The 13292-nt window shown below is 73.7% G+C and carries 12 protein-coding genes and 4 tRNA genes; 10 read left to right on the top strand and 6 right to left on the bottom strand.

Features of this window, described 5'->3' with window-relative positions; all coding sequences use genetic code 11:
* Window positions 1-78 precede the first annotated feature (78 nt).
* Both JL106_RS07215 and JL106_RS07210 read left to right on the top strand, forming a co-directional pair.
* The gene (locus tag JL106_RS07215) at window positions 79-1050 is read left to right on the top strand and encodes a hypothetical protein (protein ID WP_205259990.1); all 972 of its coding nucleotides are present in this window, start codon (window positions 79-81) and stop codon (window positions 1048-1050) included.
* Complete coding sequence (locus JL106_RS07210; RefSeq protein ID WP_205259989.1) at window positions 1047-2423, top strand: adenylosuccinate synthetase; 1377 nt, start codon at window positions 1047-1049, stop codon at window positions 2421-2423. Before JL106_RS07215 ends, JL106_RS07210 begins: the two co-directional genes overlap by 4 nt.
* Here the strand turns inward: JL106_RS07210 and JL106_RS07205 are convergent.
* Window positions 2420-3079 (bottom strand): NUDIX hydrolase, encoded by a 660-nt coding sequence (locus JL106_RS07205; RefSeq protein WP_205259988.1) that lies wholly within the window; start codon window positions 3077-3079, stop codon window positions 2420-2422. The genes JL106_RS07210 and JL106_RS07205 overlap by 4 nt on opposite strands.
* Window positions 3080-3184: 105 nt before the next feature.
* Here JL106_RS07205 and cofC point away from each other — a divergent pair, with 105 nt between their 5' ends.
* From cofC to JL106_RS07185, 4 genes are all read left to right on the top strand, one after another.
* Window positions 3185-3880, top strand: coding sequence for a 2-phospho-L-lactate guanylyltransferase (cofC, locus tag JL106_RS07200; RefSeq protein WP_205259987.1), 696 nt, complete (start codon window positions 3185-3187; stop codon window positions 3878-3880).
* A 75-nt stretch (window positions 3881-3955) separates the two neighbouring features.
* Complete coding sequence (locus tag JL106_RS07195) at window positions 3956-4567, top strand: hypothetical protein (protein WP_205259986.1); 612 nt, start codon at window positions 3956-3958, stop codon at window positions 4565-4567.
* Window positions 4521-4940, top strand: a complete 420-nt coding sequence (locus JL106_RS20805) for a DUF3817 domain-containing protein (protein WP_205259985.1) — start codon at window positions 4521-4523, stop codon at window positions 4938-4940. The genes JL106_RS07195 and JL106_RS20805 overlap by 47 nt, the downstream gene beginning before the upstream one ends.
* A 40-nt stretch (window positions 4941-4980) precedes the next feature.
* A complete protein-coding gene (locus tag JL106_RS07185) occupies window positions 4981-6726 on the top strand; it encodes a hypothetical protein (protein ID WP_205259984.1) in 1746 nt (581 codons plus the stop codon).
* Between the two features lie 73 nt (window positions 6727-6799).
* On the opposite strand, the gene JL106_RS07180 is transcribed toward JL106_RS07185, so the two are convergent.
* From JL106_RS07180 to JL106_RS07165, 4 genes are all read right to left on the bottom strand, one after another.
* Window positions 6800-6871: transfer RNA gene (locus JL106_RS07180), tRNA-Val, on the bottom strand.
* 14 nt (window positions 6872-6885) lie between these two features.
* A tRNA-Cys gene (locus JL106_RS07175) sits at window positions 6886-6959 on the bottom strand.
* A 46-nt stretch (window positions 6960-7005) separates the two neighbouring features.
* Window positions 7006-7077: transfer RNA gene (locus tag JL106_RS07170), tRNA-Gly, on the bottom strand.
* Window positions 7078-7225: 148 nt separating this feature from the next.
* Entirely contained in the window at window positions 7226-7678 is a 453-nt protein-coding gene (locus JL106_RS07165) for an SsgA family sporulation/cell division regulator (protein ID WP_205259983.1), read from the bottom strand.
* A 513-nt stretch (window positions 7679-8191) separates the two neighbouring features.
* Between JL106_RS07165 and JL106_RS07160 the strand changes: the two genes are divergently transcribed.
* Window positions 8192-8263 (top strand) — tRNA-Val (locus tag JL106_RS07160).
* Between the two features lie 73 nt (window positions 8264-8336).
* Here the strand turns inward: JL106_RS07160 and JL106_RS07155 are convergent.
* Complete coding sequence (locus JL106_RS07155; RefSeq protein ID WP_205259982.1) at window positions 8337-9233, bottom strand: LysR family transcriptional regulator; 897 nt, start codon at window positions 9231-9233, stop codon at window positions 8337-8339.
* 196 nt (window positions 9234-9429) lie between these two features.
* Here JL106_RS07155 and JL106_RS07150 point away from each other — a divergent pair, with 196 nt between their 5' ends.
* The 3 genes from JL106_RS07150 to JL106_RS07140 all read left to right on the top strand — a co-directional run bounded on the left by JL106_RS07150 (window position 9430) and on the right by JL106_RS07140 (window position 13163).
* Entirely contained in the window at window positions 9430-11079 is a 1650-nt protein-coding gene (locus tag JL106_RS07150) for a class I adenylate-forming enzyme family protein (protein ID WP_205259981.1), read from the top strand.
* Window positions 11080-11134: 55 nt separating this feature from the next.
* Complete coding sequence (locus tag JL106_RS07145) at window positions 11135-11881, top strand: SDR family NAD(P)-dependent oxidoreductase (RefSeq protein ID WP_205259980.1); 747 nt, start codon at window positions 11135-11137, stop codon at window positions 11879-11881.
* A 91-nt stretch (window positions 11882-11972) separates the two neighbouring features.
* Window positions 11973-13163, top strand: coding sequence for an acetyl-CoA C-acetyltransferase (locus JL106_RS07140; protein WP_205259979.1), 1191 nt, complete (start codon window positions 11973-11975; stop codon window positions 13161-13163).
* The last annotated feature ends 129 nt before the right edge of the window (window positions 13164-13292 follow it).

Genomic DNA, 13292 nt, shown 5'->3' with positions numbered 1-13292 from the left:
CATCACCCCTGCGTGCTGCTTGCCGTCACGGTTCTAGTCATATAGACTAATAACATCGGACGACGAGGGGAGCTCGAGATGGGTTACGGGCGATGGAACGACGACACCTTCCGCGCGGCGGCCACCTTCCGTCGGGCGGCCGGCCGGGACGACTTCGGCTGGGACGCGGACGTGCGCCGCCGGCCGCGGTCGACCTGGGCGGCGGCGCCGGAGCTGGACCCGTTCCGGGTGGATGCTCGGGAGAGCCGGGACAGCGCCGAGCACCCGGCCAGCACCCCGGTGGCGGTGCTCTTCGACGTGACCGGATCGATGGGCCGGGTGCCGCGGCTGGTCCAGCAGCGGCTGGCGGACCTGCACGGACTGCTGCGCGACCAGCCGCACGTCCCGGACCCGCAGATCCTGTTCGGGGCGATCGGCGACGCCGAGACCGACCGGGTGCCACTGCAGGTCGGTCAGTTCGAGTCGGACAACCGGATGGACGAGCAGCTGCGGAGCGTCTTCCTGGAGGGCGGCGGGGGCGGGCAGAAGACCGAGTCGTATGAGCTGGCCGCGTACTTCATCGCCCGGCACACCGTCACCGACGCGTGGGAACGGCACGGCCGCAAGGGCTACCTGTTCCTGGTCGGCGACGAGATGAACAAGCCGTGGCTGCGCGCCGAGCACGTGCGTCGGGTGATCGGCGACCGGCTGCCCGGTGACCTGGACACCCGCGAGATCTACCGCGAGGTCCAGCAGCGCTGGCACACGTTCTTCGTGCTGCCGCGGATGACCGCCTACTGGGACGACCCGCAGGTGGACCGGCACTGGCGGGCGCTGCTCGGGGAACGGCTGCTGCGGCTCGAGGATCCGGCCGCCATCAGCGATCTCATCGCGGCCACCATCGCCACCACCGAGGCCGGCGCACCGGTCGACGGTCTCGACGACGGACTGGCCGGCGCCGGAGTGGCGCCGCCGGCCGGCGCGGCGGTGGTGCTCCGGCGCCCGCGGGCGCTGCGGTCGGCCTGGGGCGGGTTCGGGTTCCAGGCGATGCACGGACGGGGCGGGCGATGACGGGCGGTCCGGCCGCCCGCTTCCCGGAGCAGGCGAACGTCGTCGTCACCGGGCTGGGGTTCGGGGACGAGGGCAAGGGGGCCACGGTCGACTGGCTGTGCAGCACCCGACCGGTCGCGGCCGTGGTGCGCTGCAACGGCGGCGCCCAGGCCGCGCACACGGTGCGCGAGCCCGGCGTCGACGGGCGGCCGGGGCGGCGACACACGTTCCACCAGTTCGGGTCCGGCACGTTCGCCGGGGTGCCCACCTACCTGGCCGAGGGTGTCACGGTGGAACCGATCGCACTCGCCGCCGAGGCCGAGGCGCTGGCCGGACTGGGGGTGTCCGACCCGTTGCGGATGCTCACCGTGCATCCCGACGCGCTGGTCACCACGCCGGTGCACGTGGCGGCGAACCGCACCCGCGAGGACCGGCGCGGCCGGCGGGCGCACGGCTCGTGCGGACTCGGGGTCGGCGAGACCGTCTGGTACGACCTGGCGGCCCGGGCCGGTGCGCAGGCCGGACAGCGGGTCGGGGACCTCGACGCGCCGGGCGACGTGACCGGCCCGGCGCTGCGGGTGGGTGACTGCCGGGACCGCAGCACGCTGCGGCGCCGGCTGGAGGACCTCATCGCCGTGTACCGACCGCTGCTGGCCGGCAGCGAGCACGGACACCCGGGCGTCGACGAGATGGTCGAGCTGGCCTCGGCGTTCGCCGAGGCGGTGCGGGTGGCCGAGCCGGGGCACCTGGCCCGGGTCGGCCGGCGCGGCCCGGTCGTGGTCGAGCAGGCGCAGGGTGTGCTGCTCGACCAGTGGCGGGGGTTCCATCCGCACACCACCTGGAGCACCACCACACCGGACAGCGGCCAGGCGGTGCTGGCCGCGGCGGGCCTGGCGCCGGGCGCCGTGGTGGGGGTGGTGCGCGGCTACGCCACCCGGCACGGCGCGGGCCCGCTGCCGACCGAGGACGGCGACCTGCTGGACCACCTGCCCGAGCCCGACAACGACACCGGGCGGTACCAGGGTGCCTGGCGGGTCGGTCATCTCGACCTGGTCGGGCTGCGGTACGCGCTGCGGGTGGCCGGCCGGGTCGACGGGCTGGCCGTCACCCACCTCGACTCGGTGGTCGGGACCGCAGGACGGGTCCGGGTCGCGGTCGCCCACCGGGTGGGCGGGACCCGGGTCACCGACTGGGCGGTGGGTCGGTCCGGCGATCTGGACCACCAGGCCGGCCTCACCGCGCAGCTGACCGCGGCGGAGCCGGAGCTGGTGACGATGGACGGGGCCGACGACGTGCTGCGTCACCTCGCCGCGCTCGGGGTGCCGGTGGTGGCCACGGCGACCGGGCCGACCCGGGCCGATCGGGCGGCGTGCGCGGTCCTCGCCGGTCGTTAGGCGGTCCCGTCCGGGGCGTCGTCCTGCCAGCGCCACAGCGCGCTCGGCCGGCCCCGGCCGCGGGCCACCTGCACGCCGTCCTTGGTCAGGCCGGGCAACCCGGCCAGCACCCGGTTGAGGTTGCCACGGTCGGCCGGACGCCCGGTCAGCGAGGCGTGCACGTCCAGGGCGTCGGCGGCGGCGAACACCGGACCGGTCAGCGCGCGGGTGAAATGCAGGTCGCGCCACAGCATGCCGGCCAGCAGGTCCCGGCAGTCGGCCACGATCCGGGCGTGGTCGAACGCCAGGGCCGGGGGAGTGTCCAGCGGCACCCAGTCCGCCGTCCCCGTCGAGTCCGCGACCGCCCACAGCGCCACCGACAGGGTCGGCCCGCGTGGGTCACGGTTGGGCTCGTCGAAGGTGATCAACTGGCCCATCGCCGGGGTCGGGTCGGTGACGCCGATCTTGCCCAGGGCCCGCCGGCCCGCCTCGCCCAGCCGCTCACCCCGGCGCAGCAGCACGCCGGGCAGCGCCGGGCGGCCCGCGAAGGGCGCCGTCGCGCGGATCCCGATGCCCAGCTGCACCGCCCGGCGGTCGTGGTCGAACCGCAGGGCCAGCACGTCGACCGAGACGTACGACGTCTCGGCCTGATCGGCGGTCGGGTCCGGCGCGGTCACGGCGGGAAGGCTAGCGTCGCGCCGCGCGACCCCCGCACACGACAGCCCGGGCCCGGCGGTCCGGCCCGATGCGGGCAGCCGCCGGCCGGTGCGCACAATGTCCAGGTGCACATCGCGATCAGGCCCGACCGGGCCGCCGGCGCCGGCTGGTGGATGGTCGTCCCGATCAAGGACACGCTCCGGGGCAAGAGCCGGTTGCGGATCGACCCGTGGGCGCGGTCCCGGCTGGCCCGGGCGATGGCCGTCGACACGGCCGCGGCGGTGCTCGGGGCCGAACGCGTGGACGGCCTGGTCGTGGTGGCCGAGTCCGAACGAGACGTCGCCGACCTGGGCCGGGAGATCGCCGAGCTGTCCTGGGAGCCGCTGGGCGACCACCGCCCGGTGGTGCTGCTGGTGCTGGACGACTCCCGCGAGCTCAACACGGCGATCACCGCCGGTGTCCGGACGGCCCTGTCGCACGGCGCCCGATGGGTCGCGGTGGTCCCCGCCGATCTGCCGTCGGCGGCTTCGGACGAGGTGGATCGCGTGTTGTCGCAGGCCGAGGCGAGCGAGCTGACCGTGCTGGCCGACCGGCACGGCACCGGCACCGCCGTGCTGGCCAGCACCACTCCTGAGCGGCTGCACCCCCGGTTCGGTGTCGACTCCTTCCGCCGGCACCGCGAGGCCGGTGCGGTGCCGGCGGTGCTCCCGCCCGACGCCGGGCTGCACCGGGACGTCGATGAGCTCGACGACCTCTCCGACGTCACCGGCCTGCGGACCCGTGCGGTCCTCGAGCACCTGCGCCGGTTGCGTACCGGCTGACCCCAGGCGGGACCTCGGGGCTGCTCTGACCTGCGACGGCGCCGTCGGCCGAGGCGTCGGTGTTACCGTCGACGCGTGCTGCGACGGTTCCTGACCCCCGGCTGGGTGGTCGGCCACCTGCTGGTGCTGGCGGCCGTGGTGACGTCGCTGCGCCTGGGCTGGTGGCAGTGGGAACGGTCGCAGGCCCTGACCGGCACGATGCAGAACCTGGGCTATTCCTTCCTCTGGCCGGCCTTCGGGGCCGCGTTCGTCTGGATGTGGGTCCGGTTCCTGCGGCTGGAACAGATCAAGCAGCGCGAGGCCGAGGAGGCCGACGCGGAGGCGCTGGCCGGGATGCTCGGCGAGCCCGCCGGCGACCAGGACGGTGCCGATGGGTCGGCCGATGGGTCGGCCGATGGGTCGGCCGGGGCGGTGGCTGCCCCGCCGGCCGAGTCGTCGGCCCCGGACCGGGCGGAGGCCGAGCCCACCGAGGGACCGACCCCGGACGAGCAGCCGGTCGCGTCCGATCGCCCGCAGTCCCGCGACCGTTCCCGCGGCGTCGTCGTGGCGGCCACCGCCGTCGACGACGCGCCGGACGACGACCCCGAGATGACCGCCTACAACCGGGCGCTCGCCGCGCTCGCCGAGGAGGACCAGCGACGTGCCCGTGTCGAAGGACAGCGCCCAGTCGGCCGACGGGACCGCTGACGGTCCGGCCGTGCGCCCGCAGCCGCGGGCCGCGACCCCGACGGGGGCCGGGACCGCCGTCCCACCGAAGGTGCTCGCCGCGCTGCGCCGGTACCGGGTCGCGGCGTTCATCGTCGGCTGGGGCCTGATCATCCTGTGCGTGACCATGGTGGCCAAGTACGCCTTCGGCCAGGACTGGACGGTCGCGGTGTGGGGGCCGATCCACGGCGTCCTCTACGTCGGCTACGTGCTGCTGGCCTTCGACCTGGCATACAAGGACCGCTGGTCCCTCGGCGGCACCCTCTGGGTGCTGCTGGCCGGCGTCATCCCGGGCGTCTCGTTCGTGGCCGAGCGTCAGGTGCACCGCAAGGTGCTCGCCCGCCAGAAGATCTGAGCGCGCGTCCTCCGACCCGCGCCGACCAGGAGGGGCCGACGTGTCGAACCGCCGTCACGGCCGGGGCCGCCGTCAGCCGGTCCGCCGGCCGCATCCACCCGTTGCCCGCCGTCCGGACGACGACCCGCAGCAGTTGGAGCTGTTCCAGAGTCTGCGACGCGCCTTGCGGGCCGAGTCTCCGCTCCCGCTGCTGGCCACGGTGAGTGGGTTGCTCGACGTCACCGACACTCGACACCTCGACCAGAGCGGGGATCTCCGGACGCGACCGGCCCTGGACGAACTGGTCGGATCCTTCATCGGCACGAGCTACGCGGAGACGACCGCGGCGTTGACGGTCCTGCAGGTGTTGATCGGCGACGGGCGGCTGGCGGGCGACATCCACCAGGAGCTGAACGTGCGGCGGCACCCACTGCCGACCTGGTTGGCCGGACTCTCCCAGGCGCGGCTGGAGCCCGACGTGTGGTCACTGACACACGTGCTGGGCGACGGTGACGACTACCTGTTCGGAGCCACCCTGCCGACCGGTCACCCGCTCTCGGTCCTGGTCTACGTCGACCACAACCTGGGATCGGTGGTCAAGGACGCCTTCGTCGTGGACGAACCGCTGGAGGATCTGGTCATCCGGCTCGGCTCACTGCTGGACGGCCCGGACCAGGTGCTCGTCCGGACCGACCCGGCCACCGTCCGGGCCACGGTCGAGTCGGCGATCGACATGGGAGTGCGCACCGACCCGCTGCTGGACTCCGAGACGTGGCCGGCGGCGCGGCCGCTCGTCGAGTGGATGGTCCGGATGCTGCCCGCCGGCGGCAGTGCGCCGACCCGCCGGACGTGGTCCTGGCAGGATCGGGCTGAGATCGCGACGGACTTCTTCGCGTCCGAGCACGGTCGCGAACTCGACGGGCCCGACCAGCGCATCATGTTCGACCAGGTCCTCCGGTTCACCACGGAGGTGGGCACCGGCGATCCGTGGCGCTGGAGTGCGGTGACGGTCGAGATGGTGATGGCCGATTGGTTGCCGCGAACCGTGTTCGAGGACGAGCCGCGGATGCGGGTGCTGCCCGATCTGCTGCGGGCGTGGATCACCGCCTGTCATCTCCGCAACGGCGTGGGGACCGAGCTGACCGCCGAGACGCTGAGCGCGGTCGACGAGTGCGAGCCGGTGTACCTGGAGCTGATCAGCGGGTCCCACCGGCAGTTGCTGTTCGGTGCTGCGCGTGCCATCGCCGAAGCCGAACGGGTGCAGTCCCTGACCCCGGACCAGTTCCTGCTGGAGTACCTCGCCGAGGAGGTCGGCGGTCCCGACGCCCTGCGGGATCTCGACGACGAGCCGCTCCCGGACGAGGCGTTCGACTGGGACGGTGTCGACGCGGCCATCGAACCGAAGGTGCGGGCGATCATCGACGCGTGCGACACGTGTGCCGCCGAGCTGCTCGACGTCGAGCACCGCACCGCGATGCGCCGGCTGGTCGCCCGGGCGGTGGCGGGGGATCCCGCGCTGTTCCGCCGCCGCAGCGATCCGCTGCGGGGCGCGGCCGCTGTCGCCTGGGCGGTCACGTCGGGCAACCGGACCGCCGGGGCATGGTCGGCCGGAGTGTCGACGCGGGAGTTGCTGGCCCACTTCGGTGTCTCAGGATCGGTGTCCGACCGGGCGCGCACTCTGCTGCGCGCGGCAGGTGTCGCTGATCGGCTCCCAGGACCGCTGCTGTTGCGCGACGCGACGCTGCTGGTGTCCAGCCGTCGAGCCGAGATCCTCCGTGACCGCGACCAGCTCGCGTCGGGCACCTGACCGACCGGAGCTCCGGAGACAGTTCGACCCCGATCCGGAACGCCGGATCGGGGTCGGGTGCTGCGACATCCTGTGGGCGATACTGGGATTGAACCAGTGACCTCTTCCGTGTCAGGGAAGCGCTCTCCCGCTGAGCTAATCGCCCCAACTGATGGGCCCTGGAGGTGGGAACGGGATTCGAACCCGTGTACACGGCTTTGCAGGCCGTTGCCTCGCCTCTCGGCCATCCCACCGAGATGAATCCCGAGCCGCAGGAAACCCCCGACACGGTCTTCGTCGAGCGGACGACGGGATTCGAACCCGCGACCCTCACCTTGGCAAGGTGATGCGCTACCACTGCGCTACGTCCGCATGTTCACTGCTCGGTTCTCACTGCTCGCGCCGCCCGGATCCGGTTCCCCGGTCCCCGTGCGGCGCTCGACAACTGTAGCCGACGGGGCGCTGCGGATCCAAACCGGCCGGCGAGCGGCTGGATCGGCGGTCCGCAGTGCGCCGGCGATCAGCGCGGGCTGCCGTCCGCCTCGCGGGTGTCCGGCAGCGGAAGCGTGGTCAGCAGGGCGATCTCGTCGTCCAGTCGGTGGAAGTCGGACTCGGCGCCGACCGGCACCATCCGCAACGACTCGACGACGAAGTGGTCCACATCGTCGGCGTCCAGCACGAGGACGGCAGCCGACCGCTGTCCGTACAGCTCCAGGTGCACGCCCTCCAGACCGGGGAACAGGCGGACGTCACCGAGGCCGACGGGGCTCTCGATGCCGGTCAGCACCAGGTCGCGGGCGAACTCCCAGGACACGGACGGGCTCTGGTCCAGGGCGAGTTCGAGCTGGACGGTGAAGGGGTCCCAGGACCGGTAGCGGAACTCGGCGCGCACGGCGGGCTGGGCGGGGTCCGAGGCGAGCGTGGCTCGGACCGGGACAGCGAGGGTGCAGTGCCGCGGCTGCGGGTGGGTCATGACCGTTCCGTTCTGCTGGGGTCAATCCTGTGCTGATGGGTGGCGGGTCGCCGGTGGTTCGGCGCCGGTCCGGCCGCAGCTGGCTGCGGGTCCCGATGCCTGGCCTGTCGTCGGAGCGGCAGGTGATGTTGCAACCCATGGACATTGAACGGTCTGGACCAGCGGTTCGCCGAAGGAGTTCACCCACTCGGGTCCACGATTCGCCCGTCATAGCGTCTATCGCCCGCCGCCAGGTTAGGCCAGTCAGGTGACAAATCGGGGCGGATCGACCGAGCCGGGACTGGTCGGCGTTGCGCCGACTGCGGAGCGTGACGGAACCGACCGGACCGGGCTGCGCCGACCGGGGCGTCCGTCGCCGACCGGTACGAATCACAATCGGACGAAACGGCGGGAACCGCGGACCCAGCGTGAGCCCGTTGTCATCGACCGTCTGACGGGACCGGCCGGACGTGGTCCGAACGCGTGGCTCGGAGCACCTCCGGCATCGGGTATCGTGTTCCTGCCACCGCGAGCGGGCGATTAGCTCAGGGGGAGAGCGCTTCGTTCACACCGAAGAGGTCACTGGTTCGATCCCAGTATCGCCCACAGTCGTTGCAGGTCACGGTCCCGATCCGAGCAGGATCGGGACCGTTGCCGTTCGTGCTCCTGGACGGGCTGGTCACCCGCGCAGCAGACTGTCCGGCCCGGACGTGGCCCGGCGCAGTGCGGCGACCACCTCGGTGACGGCCGGCCGGCGCAGCGCCTCGGCCCGGGTCACCAGCCAGTAGTCCAGCGGGACCGCGATGATCCCGGGCAGCACCCGCACCAGGTCGTCGTGCCGATCCGCCATGAACGTGGGCAGCAGCCCCAGTCCCGCGCCGGCCCGGGTCGCCTCGACGTGCGCGAAGACGTTGGTCGAGGTGACCGCCTCGGGCATGTCCGGGACGAACCGGCGTCCGACGTCCAGGTCGTCGATCTGCAGCATCGAGGGGATGAAGTACACCAGGCCGTGCTCGCTCACCGCGGCCAACGACGCCGGGCTGCCGTGCTCGCCGAGGTAGCGCCGGGAGCCGTAGAGGCCCAGCGTGTAGGAGCTGAGCCGGGACGCCTCGGCCCGCAGCACCCGCGGCTCGCCGACCACCACCTCGATGTCCAGACCGGACCGCTGCATCGCGGCACGTCGGGTGGCCGAGACGATCTCGACCGCGACGCCCGGGATCCGCCGGTGCAGCCGGGCCATGGCCGGGGCCGCGATCAACGCGCAGAACGCGTCCGGAGCTGAGACGCGCACCACGTCACGCAGTTCCGGGTCGGCCTGCTCGCCGGCCTCCAGGTCGACCAGGGCCGCGTCGAGCCGCTCGGCGGCGGCCAGTGCGCGACGGCCGAGCGGGGTGAGCTCCCACCCGCCGGAAGTCCGCACCAGCACCTTGCTGCCCAGGGCACGTTCCAGCGCCTCGATCCGGCGGGCGACCGTGGTGTGCGCCAGGCCGAGCACCTCGCCCGCCCGGGAGAAGTGTCCGGAGCGGGCGACCGCCAGCAGCACCAGCAGGTCGTCCGGGCTGACGCGGCGGGGCATGGGTCCATTGTCGCCGGACGCGCCCGGCCTGGGGCGGAGCACGCTCCGCTCGTCATTTCTGCAGACCCGCCGTGCGGCACTCGGCATTGCCGAGTGCCGCGCGGCGCCCGCACGATGTCGTCCGGCCCGCCGGGACCATCAGTCCGGTCCCGGGGTGCCAGCGGCGCGCCGCGCCGCCACGACGAAGGAGTTGTGCATGACGCAGGCGTCCCCGGATGGCACCGACACCTTCGGAACCGACACCTTCGGAACCGGCACCTTCGGAACCGACACGTTCACGGGCATCTGGGCCGCCGCGGTGCGCGACCACGGCGACCGCCCGTTCCTGGTCTTCCGGGACCTGGACGACCCGGCCGGCGGTGCTGCTGGCGGTGCTGCTGCCGGCCGGGCCGATGCGACCTGGACCTACGCCGAGTTCGACGCCGTCGTCGCCCGGGTGGCCGGCACGCTGCGCGAGCGCGGGGTGCGGGCCGGCGATCCGGTGCACCTGGTGCTGCGCAACTGCCCGGCGTTCGTCGCGCTGTGGGTGGCCGTGTCCCGGCTCGGCGCCTGGATGGTGCCGGTGGATCCGGCGTCCGTGGCGCGCGACATCGCCTCGCAGGTGCGCCGGGTGGCGCCGGCGGTGGCAGTGCTGGCCGCGGCGCGGGCCGGTGTCTACGCCGAGGGGGCGGCCGGTCGGGTCGCCGAGCGCATCGAACTGGCCGAGGACGTCAGCGATCTCGCGCCCGGAGCGCCGTTGCTGGCCGGCGCGCCGGTGGCCCCGCAGCCCGTGCGCTCGGGCGACCGGCTGGCCGTCATGTTCACCTCGGGCACCACCTCCGAGCCCAAGGGCGTGGTGCTCACCCAGGCCTGCTACGCCAGCGTGGCCACCACCATGGCCGGGACGGTGTCGCTGCGCCCGCACCACCGCTGGTGGGTGACGTTGCCGATGTTCCACGCCAACGGTCAGTACTACTGCTTCGCGCCGGCCATCGCCGCCGGTGCGAGTGTGGCGCTGGCGTCGACGTTCTCGGCATCCCGGTGGGTCTCCGGGGCCCGTGCGGTGGGCGCCACCCACGCCAGCCTGTTCGCCGCGCCGATCCGGATGATCCTGGCTCGGTGCCCGCAGGACGAGACGCCGCTGTCGCTCGAGCACGTCTGGTTCGCGCAGAGTCTCGGCGCCGAGCACCACGCCCGATTCGCCGAGCTGGTGGGCACCCCGCCGCGGCAGCTGTACGGGATGACCGAGACGGTCGCCGTCGTCACCGCGGACGCCAACCGGCCGCCGGTGCACGACGTCATGGGCGTGCCGGTCGGGGACCGGCAGGTCCGACTGCTCGACCCGGCCACGGAGACCGACGCCGCGCCGGGCGTTCCCGGTCAGCTGCTGGTGCGAGGCCGTCCCGGCGCCGACCTGTTCGCCGAGTACCTGGACGACCCGGCCACGACCGGGCGGGCGTTCACCGAGATTCCGGGCACCGGCGAGGTGTGGTTCGCCACCGGTGATCTCGCGGTCGCAGCCCCCGACGCCGGCTCGCCCGGCTCGCTGCGGTTCGTCGGCCGGGTCGACGACGTCATCAAGGTCTCGGGGGAGAACGTCAGCCTCACCGAGGTGGAGGCGGCCGCGGCCCAGGCGCCCGGTGTACTCGAGGTCGCGGTGCTCGGCCGCCCGGACCCGCTGCGCGACCAGGTGCCGGTCGCGTACGTGGTGGCCAAGGACCCGCAGCAGCCGCCGACCGCCGACGAACTCGGTGCCTGGGCGGCGACGCACCTGCCGCCCGCGGCCCGCCCGCGTGAGTGGCACCTGATCGACGCGCTGCCCCGGACCGGCGTCGGCAAGGTGCGCCGGTTCCGCATCAGCAACTGACCGGGCTCCAGCTGAAGGGCCCGTCCCGACCGTCCCGTCCCACGAGGAGATCCCGTTGCCCGACGCACCCGTCGCCCTGATCACCGGCTCGGCCCGCGGCATCGGCGCCGCCATCGCCGGCCGGCTGATCGCCGACGGCACCCGGGTGGTGCTGCTCGACCTGCTGTCGACGGTCGAGCACACGGCGGCCGATCTCGGTGCCGCCGGAGCTCGCCAGGTCGACGTCACCGATGTGCCGGCCCTGCAGGCGGCCGTGCGCGGCGTCGGGGACGAGTTCGGCCGGCTGGACGTGCTGGTCAACTGCGCCGGCACCTGCGGCCGGGAGTCCTTCGAGGACCTGTCGGTGGCCACCTGGCACCGCGACCTGGACACCAACCTGACCGCGGCGGCCTTCGCCTGTCAGGCCGCCGTCTTCCCGCACATGAGGGCCCAGGGTTCCGGCCGGCTGATCAACATCGCGTCGGTGTCCGGCAAGGTCGGCGGCGTCGGTCCGGTCGACGCCGACGGCACTGGCGGCCGCTCCGGCGCGGCCTATGCCTCGGCCAAGGCCGGCACCATCAACCTGACCCGCTGGATCGCCCGGCAGGTCGGTGCCTGGGGCATCACGGCCAACGTGGTCGCCCCCGGCCCGGTGGCCTCGCCCATGGCCGCCGGCGCCGAGTACGGCGTCGCCGACATCCCGGTCCCGCGGATGGGCCGTCCGGAGGAGGTCGCCGCGGCCGTGGCCTATCTCGTCGGGCCCGGCTCGGACTACGTCACCGGCACCTGCCTGCATGTCGACGGGGGCATGGTGCGCGCCTGAGCCGTCGCGCGCCACACTCGTCGTCGAACCTGTTGCTGCTGCTGTCGCCGCCCGCCCGCCCCCGCTCGTCCGCTCTGCCTGGAGGTCTGACATGTCCGGTTCCGTGATCGTCGCGGGCGCCCGCACCCCGATGGGCCGGATGTCCGGCGCGTTCGCCGATCTGCCCGCGGTGGATCTGGGTGGGGTGGCCATCGCGGCCGCGCTGGAGCGGGCCGGGGTGGCGCCCGAGCACGTGCAGTACGTGATCATGGGCCAGGTGCTCACCGCCGGCGCCGGGCAGATCCCGGCCCGGCAGGCCGCGGTGCGGGCCGGCATCCCGATGGAGGTCCCGGCGCTCACCGTCAACAAGGTCTGCCTGTCCGGGCTGGACGCGATCGCGCTGGCTGACCAGCTCATCCGGGTCGGTGAGTTCGACATCGTGGTGGCCGGTGGGCAGGAGTCGATGACCCGGGCGCCGCACCTGCTGCCCGGCTCGCGGGCCGGGTTCCGCTTCGGCGAGGTCACCATGGAGGACCACATGGCCCACGACGGGCTGTTCTGTGCGTTCGACCAGCTGCCGATGGGCGCCTCGACCGAGCAGTACAACGCCCGGTACGGCATCACCCGGGCCGACCAGGACGCCTTCGCCGCGCGGTCGCACCAGCTGGCGGCCAAGGCCGCGGCGAACGGCCTGTTCGACGCCGAGATCGCCCCGGTGGCCGTGCCGCAGCGGCGCGGCGAGCCCCGGCTGGTCACCGCGGACGAGGGCATCCGGGCCGAGACCACCGGGGAGAGCCTGGCGAGACTGCGCCCGGCGTTCTCCTCGGACGGCACCATCACCGCCGGGTCCAGCTCGCAGATCTCCGACGGCGCCGCGGCGGTCGTGGTGATGAGCAGGGCCAAGGCCCAGGAGCTGGGGCTGACCTGGCTGGCCGAGATCGGCGCGCACGGCGTCGTCGGCGGGCCGGACGCGAGCCTGCACGAGCAGCCGGCCAACGCGCTGGCCGCCGCCTGCGCCAAGGAGGGCGTGGACCCGACCGCGCTCGATCTGGTCGAGATCAACGAGGCGTTCGCCGCGGTCGCGCTGGTCTCCATGCGCAAGCTCGGCCTGGACCCCGAGCGGGTCAACGTCAACGGCGGGGCCATCGCCCTGGGCCACCCGATCGGCATGTCCGGTGCCCGCCTCGCCCTGCACCTGGCCCTGGAACTGCAGCGGCGCGGCGGCGGGGTCGGTGCCGCGGCGCTCTGCGGCGGCGGCGGTCAGGGCGACGCGCTGATCCTGCGGGTGCCGGCCGCGGGGTGAGCACTGCCCGGTGAGCACTGCCCCGTGAGCACTGCGTCGGCCGGCTGCGTCCGGCCGGCGGACTAGGATCGCACCGTTCCGGCGCCGCCGGCCTCCCGTCCTGCCCGGGACCGGCCCGGTCGTGCCGCC

Origin of the sequence: Nakamurella leprariae (assembly GCF_016918035.1) — a bacterium.
GTDB classification, from domain to species: domain Bacteria; phylum Actinomycetota; class Actinomycetes; order Mycobacteriales; family Nakamurellaceae; genus Nakamurella; species Nakamurella leprariae.
Note: the sequence above shows the minus strand (reverse complement) of the source record. Positions and strands in the feature narration are given on the sequence as shown.